17 protein-coding genes are annotated in these 17,125 nt (G+C 69.9%); 9 read left to right on the top strand and 8 right to left on the bottom strand.

The window, feature by feature from the left end; genetic code table 11:
- Positions 1-36: 36 nt before the first annotated feature.
- From ACIA03_RS19395 to ACIA03_RS19375, 5 genes are all read left to right on the top strand, one after another.
- The gene (locus tag ACIA03_RS19395; RefSeq protein WP_396985460.1) at positions 37-828 is read left to right on the top strand and encodes an ABC transporter ATP-binding protein; all 792 of its coding nucleotides are present in this window, start codon (positions 37-39) and stop codon (positions 826-828) included.
- Positions 825-1,592 carry an ABC transporter permease gene (locus tag ACIA03_RS19390; protein ID WP_396985458.1) on the top strand — a complete coding sequence of 256 codons (768 nt, stop codon included), beginning with the start codon at positions 825-827 and terminating at the stop codon, positions 1,590-1,592. Before ACIA03_RS19395 ends, ACIA03_RS19390 begins: the two co-directional genes overlap by 4 nt.
- An 85-nt stretch (positions 1,593-1,677) precedes the next feature.
- Positions 1,678-2,811, top strand: a complete 1,134-nt coding sequence (locus ACIA03_RS19385) for an ABC transporter substrate-binding protein (RefSeq protein WP_396985455.1) — start codon at positions 1,678-1,680, stop codon at positions 2,809-2,811.
- Positions 2,812-2,963: 152 nt separating this feature from the next.
- The gene (locus tag ACIA03_RS19380) at positions 2,964-4,301 is read left to right on the top strand and encodes an aspartate aminotransferase family protein (RefSeq protein ID WP_396985453.1); all 1,338 of its coding nucleotides are present in this window, start codon (positions 2,964-2,966) and stop codon (positions 4,299-4,301) included.
- 23 nt (positions 4,302-4,324) lie between these two features.
- On the top strand, positions 4,325-5,824 hold the full coding sequence (locus ACIA03_RS19375; protein WP_396985451.1) for a CoA-acylating methylmalonate-semialdehyde dehydrogenase: 1,500 nt from the start codon (positions 4,325-4,327) through the stop codon (positions 5,822-5,824).
- 12 nt (positions 5,825-5,836) lie between these two features.
- On the opposite strand, the gene ACIA03_RS19370 is transcribed toward ACIA03_RS19375, so the two are convergent.
- Entirely contained in the window at positions 5,837-6,025 is a 189-nt protein-coding gene (locus ACIA03_RS19370) for a hypothetical protein (protein ID WP_396985449.1), read from the bottom strand.
- 92 nt (positions 6,026-6,117) lie between these two features.
- Here ACIA03_RS19370 and ACIA03_RS19365 point away from each other — a divergent pair, with 92 nt between their 5' ends.
- Complete coding sequence (locus ACIA03_RS19365; protein ID WP_396985447.1) at positions 6,118-7,356, top strand: FAD-binding protein; 1,239 nt, start codon at positions 6,118-6,120, stop codon at positions 7,354-7,356.
- Positions 7,357-7,541: 185 nt separating this feature from the next.
- Here the strand turns inward: ACIA03_RS19365 and ACIA03_RS19360 are convergent, their stop codons facing one another.
- From ACIA03_RS19360 to ACIA03_RS19335, 6 genes are all read right to left on the bottom strand, one after another.
- Positions 7,542-7,841 carry a chorismate mutase gene (locus tag ACIA03_RS19360; RefSeq protein ID WP_141795423.1) on the bottom strand — a complete coding sequence of 100 codons (300 nt, stop codon included), beginning with the start codon at positions 7,839-7,841 and terminating at the stop codon, positions 7,542-7,544.
- A 43-nt stretch (positions 7,842-7,884) separates the two neighbouring features.
- Positions 7,885-8,253 (bottom strand): thioredoxin, encoded by a 369-nt coding sequence (gene trxA / locus ACIA03_RS19355; RefSeq protein ID WP_396985445.1) that lies wholly within the window; start codon positions 8,251-8,253, stop codon positions 7,885-7,887.
- 94 nt (positions 8,254-8,347) lie between these two features.
- The gene (locus tag ACIA03_RS19350; protein WP_396985443.1) at positions 8,348-8,491 is read right to left on the bottom strand and encodes a hypothetical protein; all 144 of its coding nucleotides are present in this window, start codon (positions 8,489-8,491) and stop codon (positions 8,348-8,350) included.
- A gap of 81 nt (positions 8,492-8,572) precedes the next feature.
- Positions 8,573-10,780: a DEAD/DEAH box helicase gene (locus tag ACIA03_RS19345; protein WP_396985441.1), complete on the bottom strand. Its 2,208-nt coding sequence runs from the start codon at positions 10,778-10,780 to the stop codon at positions 8,573-8,575.
- 285 nt (positions 10,781-11,065) lie between these two features.
- Positions 11,066-11,755 (bottom strand): hypothetical protein, encoded by a 690-nt coding sequence (locus ACIA03_RS19340; protein ID WP_396985439.1) that lies wholly within the window; start codon positions 11,753-11,755, stop codon positions 11,066-11,068.
- Between the two features lie 43 nt (positions 11,756-11,798).
- On the bottom strand, positions 11,799-12,560 hold the full coding sequence (locus ACIA03_RS19335) for an alpha/beta hydrolase family protein (protein ID WP_396985437.1): 762 nt from the start codon (positions 12,558-12,560) through the stop codon (positions 11,799-11,801).
- Positions 12,561-12,672: 112 nt separating this feature from the next.
- Here ACIA03_RS19335 and ACIA03_RS19330 point away from each other — a divergent pair, with 112 nt between their 5' ends.
- The gene (locus ACIA03_RS19330) at positions 12,673-13,311 is read left to right on the top strand and encodes a PadR family transcriptional regulator (protein WP_396985435.1); all 639 of its coding nucleotides are present in this window, start codon (positions 12,673-12,675) and stop codon (positions 13,309-13,311) included.
- Positions 13,312-13,456: 145 nt separating this feature from the next.
- On the top strand, positions 13,457-14,641 hold the full coding sequence (locus ACIA03_RS19325) for an FAD-dependent monooxygenase (protein ID WP_396985433.1): 1,185 nt from the start codon (positions 13,457-13,459) through the stop codon (positions 14,639-14,641).
- A 54-nt stretch (positions 14,642-14,695) separates the two neighbouring features.
- On the opposite strand, the gene ACIA03_RS19320 is transcribed toward ACIA03_RS19325, so the two are convergent.
- Complete coding sequence (locus ACIA03_RS19320; RefSeq protein WP_396985431.1) at positions 14,696-16,078, bottom strand: NAD-dependent succinate-semialdehyde dehydrogenase; 1,383 nt, start codon at positions 16,076-16,078, stop codon at positions 14,696-14,698.
- 133 nt (positions 16,079-16,211) lie between these two features.
- Here ACIA03_RS19320 and ACIA03_RS19315 point away from each other — a divergent pair, with 133 nt between their 5' ends.
- The gene (locus ACIA03_RS19315; RefSeq protein WP_396985429.1) at positions 16,212-17,060 is read left to right on the top strand and encodes an acyl-CoA thioesterase domain-containing protein; all 849 of its coding nucleotides are present in this window, start codon (positions 16,212-16,214) and stop codon (positions 17,058-17,060) included.
- Positions 17,061-17,125 lie beyond the last annotated feature (65 nt).

The following is a 17,125-nucleotide window of genomic DNA, read 5'->3' as shown; positions in this document are numbered from 1 at the left end:
ACCCCTGAATCCCCCTCGACCCGCGAGGATCCAGCCATGCCCGCCGTCCTGTTTGCCGGGGTGACCAAGAAGTTCCCGAGCAAGCAGGGCCAGGTGCACGCGCTCGCCGACATCGACCTGAGCGTCGCCCCGGGCGAGTTCGTCTCGCTCATCGGGCCCTCGGGGTGCGGCAAGTCGACGCTGATGCGGCTGGTGGCCGATCTCGAGACTCCGTCGGCGGGGACCGTGCAGGTGTTCGGCAAGACGGCGACGCGCGCCCGCAAGGACCAGGACTACGGGATCGCCTTCCAGCAGTCTGGGCTGCTGGCGTGGCGTACGGTCGCCGACAACATCGCGGTGCCGCTGGAGCTGCACAAGATCTCCAGGCGCAGGCGACAGGAGCGGGTCGCGGAGCTGGCCGCCCTGGTCGGGCTGGAAGAGTTCACCGGGCACTACCCCGACCAGCTCTCCGGCGGCATGCAGCAGCGGGTGGCGATCGCCCGGGCCCTGGCCGAGCAGCCTCGGCTGCTGCTGATGGACGAGCCGTTCGGCGCGCTCGACGAGATGACCCGCGAACGCCTCCAGACCGAGCTGTCCAGGCTGGTCCGCGAGACCGGTGCCGCGGTCGTGTTCGTCACCCACTCGATCCCGGAGGCGGTCTTCCTCTCCGAGCGGGTCGTGGTGATGTCGCCGCGACCGGGCCGGATCACCCGGATCGTGTCGACCGGGCTCGGGCCCGACGTCGTGCGCGACGAGGCGCTGCGCGAGTCGGAGCGCTTCTACGAGCTGGTGACCGAGGTCCGCGAGGCGTTGCACTCCAGGCCCGCCTCCGACGGAGCCGGCTCATGACCCCGTCCCTCTCGCGCGTGCTGGCACCGCTCGTCGTCGGGCTGCTCGGCCTGGCGCTGTGGGCGGTCACCGTCGACGTACTCGGCATCGGCACCTTCTTCCTCCCCGGCCCGGGCGAGGTCGCCACCACTCTCGGCGAGAGCTGGGAGCCGATCCGCGCCGCCTTCTGGGTCACCGCCGTCAACTCGCTGTGGGGCCTGGCGGCGGGCGCGGTCCTCGGCGTCGCGCTCGCCGGCGTCGCCGCCACGACTCGCCTCTTCGACGGCATGCTCGGGCCCATGGTCGCGGTCCTCGCGGTCGTCCCGATCGTCGCGATCGCGCCGCTGCTCTACACCATGCTCGGCACCGACCAGGAGACCCCGCGACGCATCATCGGCGGCATCGCCGCGTTCGTACCGGTCTTCGTCAACACCCTGCGTGGCCTGCGGCAGACCACTCCGCTGCAGCGCGATCTGATGAGGACGTACGCCGCCGGTCCGGTGCAGCGCTTCCGAACCGTCACGCTCCCCGTCGCGATCCCGTACGCCCTCACCGGGCTGCGCCTGGCCGGCTCGCTGGCGGTCATCTCCGCACTGGTCGCGGAGTACTTCGGCGGGGTCAACAACGGTCTCGGCAGCGCGATCAAGAACGCCGCGACCTCCAACCACGCCCGGGCATTCGCGTACGTCGGGGGCGCGATCGTGCTCGGCCTGCTGGTCTTCGCGATCACGGCTGCACTGGAGCGGCTGGCGCGCAGGGCCTACCCGTCAGGAGAGAGCCGCTAGCGACCCTTGGTCGCCAGGCGGCGTACGGCCTCCTACTCGCAGTGTCGCGCGGAGGTCCTCGACAAGCTCGACCACCGGAGGAGAAATGAACAGTTTCATACGACAAGGGATCGCTGCCGCCGCAGCCGTGGCACTGACGTTGGGGCTCGCCGCGTGCGGCGGCTCCGGGAGCGAGGGTGATGGCGACGGCGACCTGACCCAGGTCAAGCTGCAGCTGCAGTGGCTGCCGCAGGCGCAGTTCGCCGGCTACTACGCGGCGATGGACCAGGGCTTCTTCGAGGACGAGGGGCTCGACGTCGAGATCATCCCCTCGGGTGGCGACATCGTGCCGCAGGACGCCCTGGCCAACGGCGACGTCGACTACGCGGTCGCCTGGGTGCCGAAGGTGCTGGGGTCGATCGAAGGCGGCGCCAACCTGACCAACATCGCCCAGATCTTCCAGCGCTCGGGCACGCTGCAGGTCTCCTGGGCAGACTCCGGCATCGAGTCGGTCGCCGACTTCGAGGGCAAGAAGATCGGCTCGTGGGGCTTCGGCAACGAGTGGGAGATCTTCGCCGCGATGGCCGCGGAGGGGTTGGACTCCAAGTCCGTCTCGATCATCACGCAGGACTTCAACATGAACGCCTTCCTGCAGGGCGACATCGACGCGGCGCAGGCGATGACCTACAACGAGTACGCCCAGCTGCTCGAGGCCGAGAACCCCAAGACCGGCGAGCTCTATCAGCCCACGGACTTCAACGTCATCTCGTATGAGGACACCGAAGGCGCGATGCTCCAGGACGCGCTCTGGGCGGACACCGAGCGGCTCTCGTCGGACGCGGACTACGAGGAGACGACCGTCAAGTTCCTCAAGGCGGTCGTCAAGGGCTGGGCACACGCACGCGACAACGCCGAGGACGTCGCCCCGACCATGGCCGAGCACGAGTCCACCTGGGGTCCCGCGCACGAGCTGTGGATGCTCAACGAGACCAACAAGCTCATCTGGCCGTCCGAGAACGGGATCGGGGTCATCGACGAGGGGGCCTGGAAGCAGACCGTCGACGGCGCGCTCGCGGCGACCAACGAGAAGGGCGAGAAGCTGATCACCAAGGCGCCGCCGGAGACGGCCTACTCCAACGAGTACATCGAGAAGGCGCTCGATGAGCTCGGCGACGAGGTCGACACCAAGGGCAGCGACTTCAAGCCGTTGGACGTGGAGGTGACCGCAGGCGGCGCGTGATTCAGTCGTGTTTGGCACCGTTATGTAACGAAAACGTAGCCGCTGACCTGATATACCGTCGTAATCGGTATTCCGGTTCGGCGGCTACGTTGCCGTTTCCGGCGTAGAGTGAGAGCCGATCCCGATCCGCCCACGCATCCCAGGGGGAAGCCTTGACCAGCGCCGAAACCACGTCAGCCGGGGTCACCCCCGACCCCGTCCTCGATGCCCGCGCCTACGACCTCGACCGGGCCCATGTCTTCCACTCCTGGTCCGCCCAGGCGGCGCTGAAGCCGCTGGTCATCGCCGGCGGCCAGGGCTCGCGGGTGTGGGACCACTCGGGGCGTACGTACCTGGACTTCTCCTCCCAGCTGGTCAACACCAACATCGGCCACCAGCACCCCCGGGTGGTGGAGGCGATCAAGAAGCAGGCCGAGACCCTGACCACGATCGCGCCGACGACGGCCAACCTGGCTCGTGGCGAGGCCGCCGAGCGGATCACCGACATCGCGCCGGTGGGCTTCAACAAGGTCTTCTTCACCAACGCCGGCGCCGACGCGGTCGAGAACGCGATCCGGATGGCCCGCATCCACACCGGCCGCGACAAGGTGCTCTCGACCTACCGCTCCTACCACGGCAACACCGGCGCGGCGATCGTCGCGACGGGCGACTGGCGACGGATCCCGAACGAGTACGCCCGGGGCCACGTCCACTTCTTCGGCCCCTACCTCTACCGCTCGGAGTTCTGGTCGACCACGCCGGAGCAGGAGGCCGAGCGCGCCCTGCACCACCTGCGGCGGGTCATCGAGTCAGAGGGACCCGCCTCGATCGCGGCGATCCTCCTCGAGACCATCCCCGGCACCGCCGGGATCATGATCCCGCCGCCGGGCTACCTCCCCGGGGTCAGGGCCCTGGCCGACGAGTTCGGGATCATGCTCATCCTCGACGAGGTGATGGCCGGTTTCGGCCGCACCGGCGAGTGGCTCGCCCTGGACGCCTACGACGTCGTCCCCGACCTGATCACCTTCGCCAAGGGGGTCAACTCCGGCTACGTACCTGCCGGCGGGGTGATCATCTCCGACCCGGTCGCGGCGACCTTCGACGACCAGGTCTTCCCCGGCGGCCTCACCTACTCCGGCCACCCGCTCGCGATGGCGTCGATCGTGGCGACCATCGAGGCGATGAACGAGGAGGGCATCGTCGACAACGCCGCGACCATCGGCACCGACCACATCGCCCCCGGCCTCGCCGCGCTGGCCGAGAAGCACGACGTGATCGGCGAGGTGCGCGGCACCGGGGTCTTCTGGGCCCTCGAGCTGGTCACCGACCGCGGGACGCGGGAGCCGCTGCCGGCCGCGACGATGGCCCGGATCAAGTCCGAGCTGATCGCCCGCAGCCTGATCCCGTTCACCATGGAAAACCGCATCCACGTGGTGCCCCCGTGCGTCGTCACCCCCGACGAGGTCGCCGAGGCGATCTCGATCTACGACGACGTGCTCGGCTCGCTGTAAACAGCTCTCTAAGGACCCATGACATGACCGATCTCCCCATCCTCGACCACTGGATCGGCGGCGCCACCAACCCCGGCACCGGCACCCGTCTCGGCGACGTCTACAACCCCGCGCTGGGCACCGTCCAGAAGCACGTACGCTTCGCCTCGGCCGCCGACGTCGACACCGCCGTCTCCGCGGCCAAGAAGGCCTACGAAGAGTGGAGCGAGACCTCGCTCACGCGGCGTACCGCCGTGCTCTTCAAGTTCCGCGAGCTGCTCAACGCCCGCAAGGGCGAGCTCGCCGAGATCCTGACCGCCGAGCACGGCAAGGTGCTCTCGGACGCCGCCGGCGAGATCGCCCGCGGTCTCGAGGTCGTCGAGTTCGCCTGCGGGCTCTCCCACCTGCTCAAGGGCACCGTCTCCGAGCAGGTCTCCTCCGGCGTGGACGTGACCACGCTCAAGCAGCCGCTGGGCGTGGTGGGCATCATCAGCCCGTTCAACTTCCCCGCAATGGTGCCGATGTGGTTCTTCCCGATCGCGATCGCGGCCGGCAACACGGTCGTGATCAAGCCCTCGGAGAAGGACCCGACCGCGTCCAGCTGGATCGCGGAGCTGTGGGCCGAGGCGGGGCTGCCCGACGGTGTCTACAACGTGGTCCACGGCGACAAGGAGGCCGTCGACGCGCTCCTCGACAACCCCGACGTCGCCTCGATCTCCTTCGTCGGCTCCACCCCGATCGCCCGCTACGTCTACGAGCGCGGCACCGCCGCCGGCAAGCGCGTCCAGGCGCTCGGCGGCGCCAAGAACCACATGCTCGTGCTGCCCGACGCCGACCTCGACCTGGTCGCCGACTCCGCGGTCAACGCGGGCTTCGGGTCGGCAGGCGAGCGCTGCATGGCGATCTCGGTGGTGCTGGCCGTCGACTCGGTCGCCGACACCCTGATCTCGAAGATCACCTCCCGGATGGCAACGCTCAAGACCGGCGACGGCACCCGCGGCACCGACATGGGCCCGCTGATCACCGGCGCCCACCGCGACAAGGTGGCGAGCTACGTCGACGTTGCCGCGGCCGACGGCGCCGAGGTCGTCGTCGACGGACGTGGGATCGAGGTCGACGGTGATCCCAACGGGTTCTGGGTCGGGCCGACGCTCGTCGACCGCGTGCCGACCACCTCGACCGTCTACACCGAGGAGATCTTCGGTCCGGTGCTCTCGGTGGTCCGTGTCTCCGGCTACGAGGAGGGCCTGGAGCTGATCAACTCCGGCCAGTTCGGCAACGGCACCGCCATCTTCACCAACGACGGCGGTGCCGCCCGCCGGTTCCAGCGTGAGGTGCAGGTCGGGATGGTCGGCGTGAACGTGCCGATCCCGGTGCCTGTCGCCTATCACTCCTTCGGCGGCTGGAAGGCCTCGCTGTTCGGGGACGCGAAGGCGTACGGCCCCGCGGGTCTGGACTTCTTCACCCGCGAGAAGGCCGTCACCACCCGGTGGCTGGACCCGTCGCACGGCGGGATCAACCTGGGGTTCCCGCAGAACTCCTAGGGACTCCGGGGACTAGTAGTCGTAGTCGTCGTCAGGGCTGCCTGCGTCGAGCTTCTGCTCGGCGTAGTCGGCCTCGTCGACGTCGTCAGGTGTCGAGGTCACCGTCTCCTCGGCGTCCAGCGGCGCCTCGTCGTCGACGGTCTCCTCGACGACATCGGTCGCCTGCTCCTCGAGGTCTGCCTCTGCTGCGTGCTCGCTCATCTGCCCTCGCTCAGATCGACGTGCTCGGATCGACGTACTCGGAGTCCAGTAGACCACCGACACACGCGGATGTCATCGCTACGATCCGTCATATGCGCCTCCCCCCTGAGGAGCCCGGATCGACGTGGGCTCGCAGCTACGACTACACCGCGCGCGAGCTCGTGCGGCCGCGTTCCGTGGACGACGTACGCGACCTCGTGCTGCGCGAGCCACGGCTGCGCGCGCTGGGGTCTCGGCACTCCTTCACCGATCTCGCGGACACTTCCGGGGTCCTGGTGTCGCTCGAGGGGCTGGCGGGGCCGCCGACGCTGGCGGGCGACGTGGTCCGCGTTCCCGGCGGGATGCGCTACGGCGAGCTCGCCGCCTGGCTGCAGGAGCACGGACGGGCGCTTCCCAACCTCGCCTCGCTCCCCCACATCTCGGTCGCCGGCGCCATCGCGACCGGCACTCACGGCTCCGGGGTCCGCAACGGCTCGCTGGCCACCTCGGTGACCGCGCTGGAGATCGTCGACGGCCGCGGCGACCTGGTGCGCCTGGAGGCCGGGTCACCCGACTTCGACGGAGCCGTGGTGGGGCTCGGCGCTCTGGGGATCGTGACCCATCTCGAGCTGCTGACCTCGCCGACCTACCAGATCGCGCAGACGGTCCACGACGGACTCACCTACGCCGACCTGCGAGAACACCTCACCGAGATCCTCGCCGCGGCCTACTCGGTGTCGATCTTCACGCGATGGGGCGACGAGCCGGACGGGTCCGTCGGCCGGGTCTGGGTGAAGTCCCGCGCGACGACCCCGGAGATCCCGGGGACGGTGCCCGCGACCCAGCCTCGCCACGTCGTCCCCGGCCTCGACCCGGCGCCGTGCACCGAGCAGCTCGGCGTGCCCGGTCCGTGGCACGAGCGGCTGCCCCACTTCCGGCTCGAGTTCCAGCCGAGCGTCGGCGCGGAGCTGCAGAGCGAGTATCTGGTGCCGCTCGAACGCGCCCAGGAGGCGGTCGACGCCGTCCGGTCGCTCGCCGACCGGGTCCAGCCACTGCTGCAGGTCGGCGAGATCCGCGCCGTCGCCGCCGACGAGCTGTGGCTCTCCCCCGCCTACGGCACCGACACGCTGGCGCTGCACTTCACCTGGAACGCCGACCCGGCCGGCGTCGGTGCGCTCCTGCCCGACCTCGAGGAGCGGCTCCCGGCAGGCACCCGGCCGCACTGGGGCAAGCTCTTCGCCGCCACCGATCCCGGTGCCGGCTTTCCGCGCTGGGACGACTTCAAGGACCTCGTACGCCGCTTCGACCCCGACCGCCGGTTCTGGAACGCCTGGCTAGGCCGTGTCTCCTAAAGACACGGCGGCCGCGAGCGGCGTTTCGGGCCGATCTGGCAAAGGCCGCTTCGTTCAGACCTCCGGAGGGAAGGCATCCTGGAGGATGTCGCGCGGCGGCAACGCAGCCAGATCGGATGCGAAACGTCGCGTAGCGGGCGTGGATTTGGGAGACACGGCCTAGCCCGCGTCCTCGGCTGAGGGGCTCAGTCCTCGACGAACTGGCGGTGGTTGCGGATCACCTCGGCGATGATCACGTTGAGGATCTTCTCGGCGAACTCGGGGTCGAGGCCGGCGTCGTCGGAGAGCCGGCGGAGCCGCTCGATCTGGACCGCCTCGCGGCTGGGATCGGCCGGCGGGAAGCCCGCGCGCGCCTTGAGCCGGCCGACCTGCTCGGTGCACTTGAAGCGCTCCGCGAGCAGATGGACGAGAGCGGCGTCGAGGTTGTCGATGCTGCCGCGCAGACGGAGGAGCTCTTCGTGGGCGGCGCTATCGGGTTCGGTCACAGCGCTATCAAACCCGATGTCTGCCCCGGAGCCACGACGAGTCTTACTCGCCGGACTCCTTCGAGGCGTGCTCGGCGAGCGCCTTGTCGATGTCGAGCTCGACGACGGCGTCGATGACCTGCTTGAGCGCGGGCGCGGGCAGCGCGCCGGGCTGGGAGAAGACGAGGTTGCCCTTCTTGAAGGCCATCAGCGTCGGGATCGAGGTGATGTTGGCGGCACCGGCGAGCGCCTGCTCGGCCTCGGTGTCGACCTTGCCGAAGACGATCTCCGGGTGCTCCTCGGAGGCGGCGTCGTAGATCGGGCTGAACTGGCGGCACGGGCCGCACCAGGATGCCCAGAAGTCCACGAGGACGATCTCGTTGTCGCTGACGGTGCTCTCGAAGTTCTCTGCGCCGAGCTCGACGGTGGGCATGGGGCTCTCACTTCCGGTCTGGAGTCGTGTGCGCGCCGGCCGGCGGGCACGTACGTCACAACGCACCTGCCCCACCAGGGATTCCCCGCGGGGATCAGGGAAGGCGCTTGGCCTTCGGGCCGATGTGCCGCTCGATACGGCTGCGTGGCTGCCCGGTCAGCTTGGCGACGATCGGCACCCGGAACACATATCCACCGACAGCCGCCGCGACGACCAGCAGGATGATCAAGAACGTCATGCTCCGAGCGTACGCCGCAGCACCCAGGCCCCACCTCAGGATTGTCCCTGAGATGAGGCCTGGTCGGGTCCCGGGTCGGCCTCAGGCGGCGCGGCGACCCCGGCGGCCCGACTCGCGCTTGCGGAGGGCGTCGGTCAGCAGGGAGACCAGTGCCTCGAGCTGCACGTCGGCGGAGTCGGTGACCTCCTCGTCGGAGCCGTCCAGGGCACGAGCGGCGAGGCCGGCCTTGGAGTCGATCAGCTCGGCGATCCGGGTGTCGATGGTCTGGCTCGCGATGATGCGCCACGCGGTGACCGGCTCGGTCTGGCCGATGCGGTGGACCCGGTCGATCGCCTGCGTCTGCTCGGCGTCGGTCCAGGAGAGCTCGGCCAGGATCAGGTTGGAGGCGGCCTGGAGGTTGACGCCGACGCCGGCCGCGGTGAGCGAGCAGACGATGATCTCGACCTCGGGGTCGTTCATGAACTCGTCGATCGCCTTCTCGCGCGCCTTCGAGGTCTGGTCGCCACGGATCGTGGAGTAGCGGATGCCGCGCTCCTCGAAGAGCTTCTGCGCGGTGTCCATCACCTCGATGTGCTTGGCGAAGAAGACGACCTTGCCGACGTTGCGGGCCAGCTGGGCGGCGTAGTCGGCGGCCAGGGAGGCCTTCGCACGACCGATGCGGCGCATCATGCCGAAGACGTTCTCGCCGGTGGAGGCGTCCTGGTCCTCGCGCTCCCAGGTGGCCACGCGGCGGATCAGCTCGAGGTCGAGCTCGCCCGGCGCCGGCTTGGCCCCGGTCACCCGGGTCTCGATCGCGGTGTCGTAGCGCTGCATCATCCGCTTGGCAAGCTCGGCCTCGGCGGCCCGGATCGAGCGGCCCTCGGCATCGTCGAGCTCGACCGGGAGGTCGGCCACGCGCCGCGCCGGGATGTCGCTGGCGACGTCGATCTTGCGGCGGCGCACGATGCCCTGGTTGACGACGACGCGGCGGGCAGCGCCGTAGAAGCTGTTGTCCTGCGGGGTCAGCCCGGTCTCCTCGAGCCCCTCGAGCAGCCCGTTGAGCGGCTTGACGTCGTCGATCCAGCCGAGGAACTGCCAGATCGCCCGGAAGTCCTCGATGTCGTTGATCAGCGGGGTGCCGGTCAGCGCCATCAGCAGCGGGTTGGCCGTACGCTGCCGGATCTTCGCCGAGAGGGCCAGCACGTGCTGGGAGCGCTGGGAGGACTTGTTCTTGATGAAGTGGGCCTCGTCCACGACCATGCCCTTGAAGCCGAAGTCGCCGAGCCAGCCGACGTGGCGGTCGAGGATCTCGTAGTTGACCACGATGATGTCGGCGAAGCCGTCGATGTCCTCGCCGTTGCCGTGCACGACGGTCGCCTTCTTGGACGGCGTCCACAGGCTGACCTCGCGCGCCCAGTTGGCCTTGACGACGTTGGGCACGACGACGAGCAGGGGGTAGGCGTCGGCCGCCTCGGCGGCGAGCAGGGCCTGCGCGGTCTTGCCGAGGCCGGGCTCGTCGGCCAGGAGGTAGGAGCGGTGGCCCTCGGCCGCCGAGGCGACCAGCTGGGCCTGGTGGTGCATGAGCTCGCGGGTGCCGGGCGCGTCGACGTGGCCGGGGCCGTAGGCCGGCGGGTCGGGCAGCGGCATGCAGGAGGGCCCGGAGTCGGCGTACTCGAAGCTTCGGAACAGCGGCCCGAGGAGCTCCCAGCCGGACAGGCGGCGGGCGTGGACCGGCGGCCGGGCGTTGGTGAAGTCGGGCACCAGGAACGGGTTGGAGAGCTGGCGCTGGATGACGCTCGTCGGGACCACGCGCTTGTCGGGGACCACGACGGCGGGCGTCTCGTCCTCGTCCTCCTCCTCGTCCTCGGGGACGTCGACGCCACCACGGGCCATCAGCTCGTGCTTGAGGTCGACGGCGGCGTCGGAGATCTCCGCGTCCTCGGCGAGAAGCTCGAACAGGCGCGAGTCCATGGTCGCGGTCTTGGCGAGGATCGTGGCGATCCCGTCGAGACGCTTGAGCTGCTCGGCGCGTCGTCCGTCGTTGAGGGTCTCGTCCTCGAGCACACGGTGGCGCTCGTCTCGGGCGAGGAGCGCGACGACCTGGAACTTGGTGCGTACGTCGGGCATGGCCGAGCGGCGCTGCACCGCCGACTCCACCTCACGGACGACCTGAGCGAGCACCGGGATGATGCCCTCGTTGTCCTTGTGGACGCCCTTGCGGCGACCGTTCTGCCCGGACCTGCCGACGTTGCCGTTGCTTCGCGAACGGCCGGACCGGTTGTTGCGCCGGGTAGCGGCTCCCTGAGCCAACTGAATCCTCCTTGGGGCCACGCACGGGTGAGTGGCATGTCCAAATGCCGACCCTCATCGGCCGGTCGCCCTCCCAGGGCTCACGCAGATCGATGGCAGACGACTGACGACCGCGTGCCAAACAGCGGATACGCGCGATCGGCGCCTCATCGACCGGGCCAGTGACTCATTCGGTCCCCACGACGAACGTCCACGAGCCGGGCGCTTGCAGCGAGTGTAACCCCACCCACACCTGTTAGTGGAAGTCTCGTTGGGCGTTTTCTGTCAATTGATCAAACGCGGGTGTCAGGACGGCCTCGGACGAGCCCGGTAGAACTCGCGTGCGCGCCTTCCGAGACGCTTGGTGGCGACGTCGGAGAGCACCACACCGAGCGGGATGTTGAGTACCGGGATGCCGCGCAGGACGACACGCCGGGCCACCCGCGCACCGACGAGCTGCGCCATCGACTTGGTCGCCTCGACGGTCTTGCTCGTCGCCCAGCGGGAGGCGGCGCGGACGCCGAACCGGCTGCCGGTGGCCCCCACCGCGGTGCCGCCACCGTCGAAGAGCAGATCCACGCCGGCCAGTCTGAGGAACTCGTCGATCCGGGCCGGGTCCTCGAGATCGTGCCCGTACGCCGAGGCGATGTGCATCACCAGGCGCTGCTCGATCCACGCCAGCGCGACCAGGTCCCCCAGGATCGCCGTGCCGGCGGCGGCCACGACCGCAGCTGGACCACCGATGACGGCAGGCACCTCGGCGACCGCGATCATCGCGCCGCCGCCGGCACCCTGCAGGCGGGCGAACCAGCGGTGCCTGTGGATCAGCTCGTCGACGTACGCCTCAGGGTCGAAGCCGGGCGCCGCGCGGTCCGCAGCCACCTTCTCGGCGATGTCCGGGCCCTGGGTGGCGACCAGGTGCCCGACCAGCACCTGCGGTGCCGCCGGACCCGCCTTGATCAGCTCCTTGAGCGGGAACTTCGGCTTCTTGATCATGGGCCGAACCTATCCGAGGAGGGCCCGGCTACGGCGCTACGACTCAGTCGATCAGGTACTGGTCCGCCCAGGCCGAGATGATCCGGGCGGCACGCTGGGCCTGGCCCTTCTTGGTGAGGAGGTGGTCGGAGCCCTCCAGCGCCACGAAGGAGCGCGGGTGACGGGCGGTGTTGAAGATGTCGGAGGCGTTCTCGATGCCGACGGTGGTGTCGGTGGGGCTGTGCATGACCAGGAGCGGCTTCTTGAGCTGCATGATCTTCTGGCGCAGGTCGGCGCGGCGTACGTCCTGGACGAAGGCCTTGCGCAGGATCAGCGACTTGCCGCCGGCCATCCACGGGGCCTGGCCGTCCTCGAGCACCCGGGAGAGCACCGCGTCGTAGTTGTGCTCGACGTGGGCCGGCTGGAACGGAGCACCGACGGTGGCGACCGCATCGACCCCGACCGCGTCGGTCGCCGCGGCCAGGACGGCCGCGCCGCCGAAGGAGTGGCCGACGAGCAGCTCGGCCGGGGTGCCGCGCTCGGCCATGAAACGGGTGGCTTCGACGGTGTCGGCGACCTTGTGGGTGAAGGAACCGTCGCCCCAGTCGCCCTCGGAGCCGCCGAGCCCGAGGTTGTCGAAGCGCAGCATGCCGATGCCCTCGGCGGCGAGCTGCTTGCAGATCCGCGCAGCTGCCGGCGACTCCTTGCCGAGAGTGAAGCCGTGGCTGAAGACTCCCCAGCCGCGTACCTCACCCTCCGGGAGGTCGATCAGACCGGCCAGCTTCGGCCCGGACGTGCTCTTGAACCACACCTTTTCTGTTGCCACGTGCCACATCGTCGCGCGCCGGGGCGCTACGTGCGAGTACCCGTGCCGAATTTCACTGGACGACGACATAGTCGTGACCGTATATTCGTCTACGAATATACGGAGGTGAGTGATGGCCCGACGCAAGGTGAACAACCTGACCGGGCTCGCGGTGCTCGGCACCGTGGTGCAACGGCCGATGCACCGCTACGAGATCGCCTCGCTCATGCGCGCCCGCGGCAAGGGCGACGACGTCGACATCAAGTGGAGCTCGCTCTACACGGTGGTGGCGAGCCTCGAGAAGCACGGGCTGCTCGAGGTCGCCGGCACCGACCGCCAGGGCGCGCGCCCCGAGCGCACGATCTACCGCATCACCGAGGCGGGGCGCACGGAGCTGGTCGAGTGGACCCGCGAGCTGCTCACCACCCCGGTGAGCGAGCAGTCCGGCTTCGTCGCCGGGCTCTCGATGATGGCCGCGCTCACCCCCGACCAGGTCGCCGACGCGCTGCACGACCGGCTGACCGCGCTGGAGCAGATGGTGCGCGAGCTGCGGGCGGCGTACGAGGAGGCGGAGGTCCCGCGCCTCTTCCTGGTCGAGATGGAGTACGCGATCGCGATGCGCGAGGCCGAGGCCGCCTGGGTCCGTGCGCTGCAGGCCGACCTCGCCTCGGGCACCTACCCGCTCGTCGAGGAGTGGCGGGAGTGGCACCGCAGCGGTGCGATGCCGGCCGATCTCGCCGAGCTCGCGGAGCGGGGCGCCGAGCAGGACTGAACCAAGAACGACCTGGCGGCGGTGCGGCAACACCGCCACCAGGCCCACCGAAAAGAACCGGCACCGCGGCAACGGCGACACGGCTCGGATGGCACTGAGCAGACTATCCGCCCGACGCCGCGGTCCCTCACCAAGGAGTAGAACCGTGGCATCCATCTCATCAGCACTCGTGATCGGCGGCGGCGTCGCCGGTCCCGTGACCGCGGCCGCACTGGCGAAGGCCGGTATCGAGGCGACCGTCTACGAGGCCTACCCCGAGCCCACCGAGGGCATCGGCGGCCTGCTCGCGCTCGAGCCGAACGGCGTCGTCGCCCTCGACACCATCGGCGCTGCCACCGGTGTGCTCGACGCCGGCACCCCGATCACCCGCTCCCGGATGGCGATCGGCGGCCGTACGTTCGACCTGGTCGCCTCGCCGTCCGGGCTGCCGGCGCGGCAGGCGATCGAACGCGCCGACCTGCACCGCGTCCTGCGTGAGCAGGCGGTCGCGGCCGGCGTACGTCTCGAGCACGGGCGGCGGCTCGTCTCGGTCTCCGAGGACGCCGATGGCGTGGTGGCGCACTTCGACGACGGGTCCTCGGCGCGCGGTGACGTGCTCGTCGGCGCCGACGGGGTGCGCTCGACCGTGCGTACGCTCATCGACCCGGGCGCGCCCGGCGCCGGCTACACCGGGCTGCTCGGCTTCGGTGGGTACGCCGACGTCGACCTCGATGTCGAGCCGGCGACGATGACCTTCGCGTTCGGGCGGCGCGCCTACTACCTCTACTGGCGCCACGGCGACGGCCGGGTGGCATGGGGCGTCAACCTGCCCTCGCCCTACCTCAGCCTCACCGAAGCCCGCCGGACACCACCCGAGGAGTGGCTGCGCACGCTCCGCGAGGTGTACGCCGACGACGACCCCGGTGCGCTCCTGGCCGCCTCGACGTCGGCCGAGTCGCTGCAGGTGGTCGGCGCGCTGCACATCATGCCGCCGGTGCCGCACTGGCACCGCGGCCGGATGGTGCTGGTGGGCGACGCGGTGCACGCACCGTCGAACAGCACCGGGCAGGGCGCCTCGCTCGCGATCGAGAGCGGCATCCAGCTGGCCCGCTGCCTGCGCGACCTGCCGTCGGTCGAGTCGGCGTTCGCTGCGTACGAGGGCCTGCGGCGTACGCGGGTGGAGAAGATCGCGGCGCGCGGGGCGAAGATCAGCCACGCGAAGGCGCCCGGTCCACTCGCACGGCGGTTGATGCCGCTGGTGCTGCCGCTCGTCTTCCGGGCGCCGGCGGTGGCTCGCGTGGCCGAGGAGGAGCAGCGCTACGCGATCGACTGGGACGCGAAGGTCGCCTGACGCGGGTGGTCGAGCCTGTCGAGACCATCAGGTCTCGACAGGCTCCGACGACCGTCAGCGCTCGACGTAGAACAGCCGCTTGTTGAGGAACTCGTCGATCCCGAGCGGCCCGAGCTCGCGGCCGAAGCCGGAGCGCTTGGTGCCGCCGAAGGGGACGTCGGCACCCTCGCCGGCCGGGGTGTTGACGTTGGCCATGCCGACCTCGAGCCGCTGGGCGACGGCGATCGCGCGCGCCTCGTCGGTGGAGAAGACGGCGCCGCCGAGGCCGTACTCCACGGCGTTGGCCAGCTCGACGGCCTCCTCGTCGGTGCTCACCTTGTAGACGACGGCGACCGGGCCGAAGAGCTCCTCGGTGTAGGCGCGCATCTCCGGCGTGACACCGGTGAGGACGGCAGGGGCGAAGAACGCGTCGGGCCCGTCGGAGATCTCGCCGCCGGCGTGGAGGGTGGCGCCCTTGTCGACGGCGTCCTGGATCTGGGCGTGCAGCGCCTCGGCCGCCTTGCGGGCCACCAGCGGGGAGTAGACGGTGTCGTCGCCGTCCTCGCCCTCGAGCGGCGTCATCGCGGCCGCACGCTTGGTGAGGGCCGCGACGAAGTCGTCGTAGACGCCCTCGTTCACGATCATCCGCTTGTTGCCGTTGCAGACCTGGCCGACGTTCTCCATCCGGGTTGCCCAGGCGGTCTCGGCGGCCTCGTCGATGTCGTCGGAGTCGAGGATGATGTAGGGGTCGGAGCCGCCGAGCTCGAGGACGACCTTCTTCAGGTTGCGCCCGGCGGCCTCGGCGACCGCCGTGCCGGCGCGCTCGGAGCCGGTCAGAGACACCGCGCGGACCCGCGGGTCGGCGATCATCGTCGCGATCTGCTCGTGGGTGGCGTAGAGGTTCTGGTAGACACCCTCGGGAAGGCCGGCGTCCTCGAAGATCTTCGCGATCGCGGCCGAGGAGCGCGGGCAGTTCTCGGCGTGCTTGAGGATCACGGTGTTGCCCGCGACGAGGTTGGGCGCGGCGAAGCGGGCGACCTGGTAGTAGGGGTAGTTCCACGGCATCACGCCGAGCACGGGGCCGAGCGGCAGGCGCTGGATGACGGCCTTGCCCTCGTGGCCGGGCAGGTCGGTCTCCTCGAGGAGCTCGGGGCCGTGGTCGGCGTAGTAGGCGGTGATCTCGCCGGAGAACTCCGCCTCGCCAGCTCCCGAGGAGGCCTTCTTGCCCATCTCGGTGCGGATGATCCTGCCGAGCTCCGCGGCGCGCTCGGTGAAGAGGTCCGCGGCACGCTTCACGATCGCGGAACGCTCCTCGATCGGGGTCGAGCGCCAGGCTGCGTACGCCTCCTGGGACCGCGCCAACGCCTCCTCCACCTCGGCGTCGGTGGCGAACAGGAAGGTCTCGATCACCTCGCCGGTAGCGGGGTCGGTCACCTGGTAGGGAGGCGTGGTGCTCATCGTCATCCTCTTCGATCGGGGCTGCTTTGATGCGATGGTACGTGGTTTTAGATCGGTTGTGATGACGGAATCGTTACTCTTTCCCGGTTTTCGCAACTGAATCCGAAGTTAGGACACGTTCTAGAATGTCCGCATGGATCTCGCATTCTTCCGGCGCACCGATGACGGCTTCGAGCCTACGCCGATGGCTCGCAGCATGTGGGCCGAGGACCACATGCACGGAGTGGCCGCCAGCGGCCTGATCGCCCGCGGGCTCGAGGACCAGATCGAGTTGCTGGGCCGCGCTGCTGAGCTGGTGCCCTCGCGCTATCACGTCGACCTGTTCCGACCGCCGCGGATGGTGCCGACGCGGATCCGCACGAGCGTCGTACGCAACGGCCCCCGCATCGCGCTGCTCGATGCCGAGATGGTCCAGTCGTCCGCGGACGGCTCGGAGCAGGTCGTGGCGCGGGCGACCTGCACCTACCTACTTGCCGGCGAGAACCCTGCCGGGGAGGTCTGGTCGGCGACCGAGCGTGCCACTCCCCCGCCGCTCTCGGTCGCACCCCCGACCTCCGAGCCGCACGTACCCTTCTTCGTCTCCGAGAACCCCTGGTCCGACGACTTCGGCAAGCACCAGAACGCGGGGCGTCACGTCACCTGGCAGGTCGCGGTTCCGACCGTCGCCGGCGAGCCGATGACCCCGTTCCAGACCGTCGCGTCCATCGCCGACGCGACCTCGATGGTCACCAACTGGGGCAGCAACGGCGTCGAGTGGATCAACACCGACATCTCGCTCGCCCTCGCCCGCCGACCGGCCGGGATGGAGGTCGGCCTCGCCACCATCGACCACGTCGCCCACGAGGGCATCTCCGTCGGCACCGCCGAGGTCTTCGACCGCGAGGGCACCATCGGCACCGCCACCGTCACCGCCCTCGCCAACGCCAAGCGCACCGTCGACTTCACCGCTCCCGTCGAGGGCGGCCCCGCCACCCCCGTATAGCCGAGGCGTCACCCCCGCCGGCCGAGGCGTCACTCGCGTCGGCCGAGATGTCACCGCGGTGACGT

It is taken from the genome of Nocardioides sp. NPDC051685, from assembly GCF_044453405.1.
Taxonomy (GTDB): domain Bacteria; phylum Actinomycetota; class Actinomycetes; order Propionibacteriales; family Nocardioidaceae; genus Nocardioides.
The sequence above is the reverse complement of the archived record's forward strand: the minus strand, read 5'-3'. Positions and strand labels throughout refer to the sequence as shown.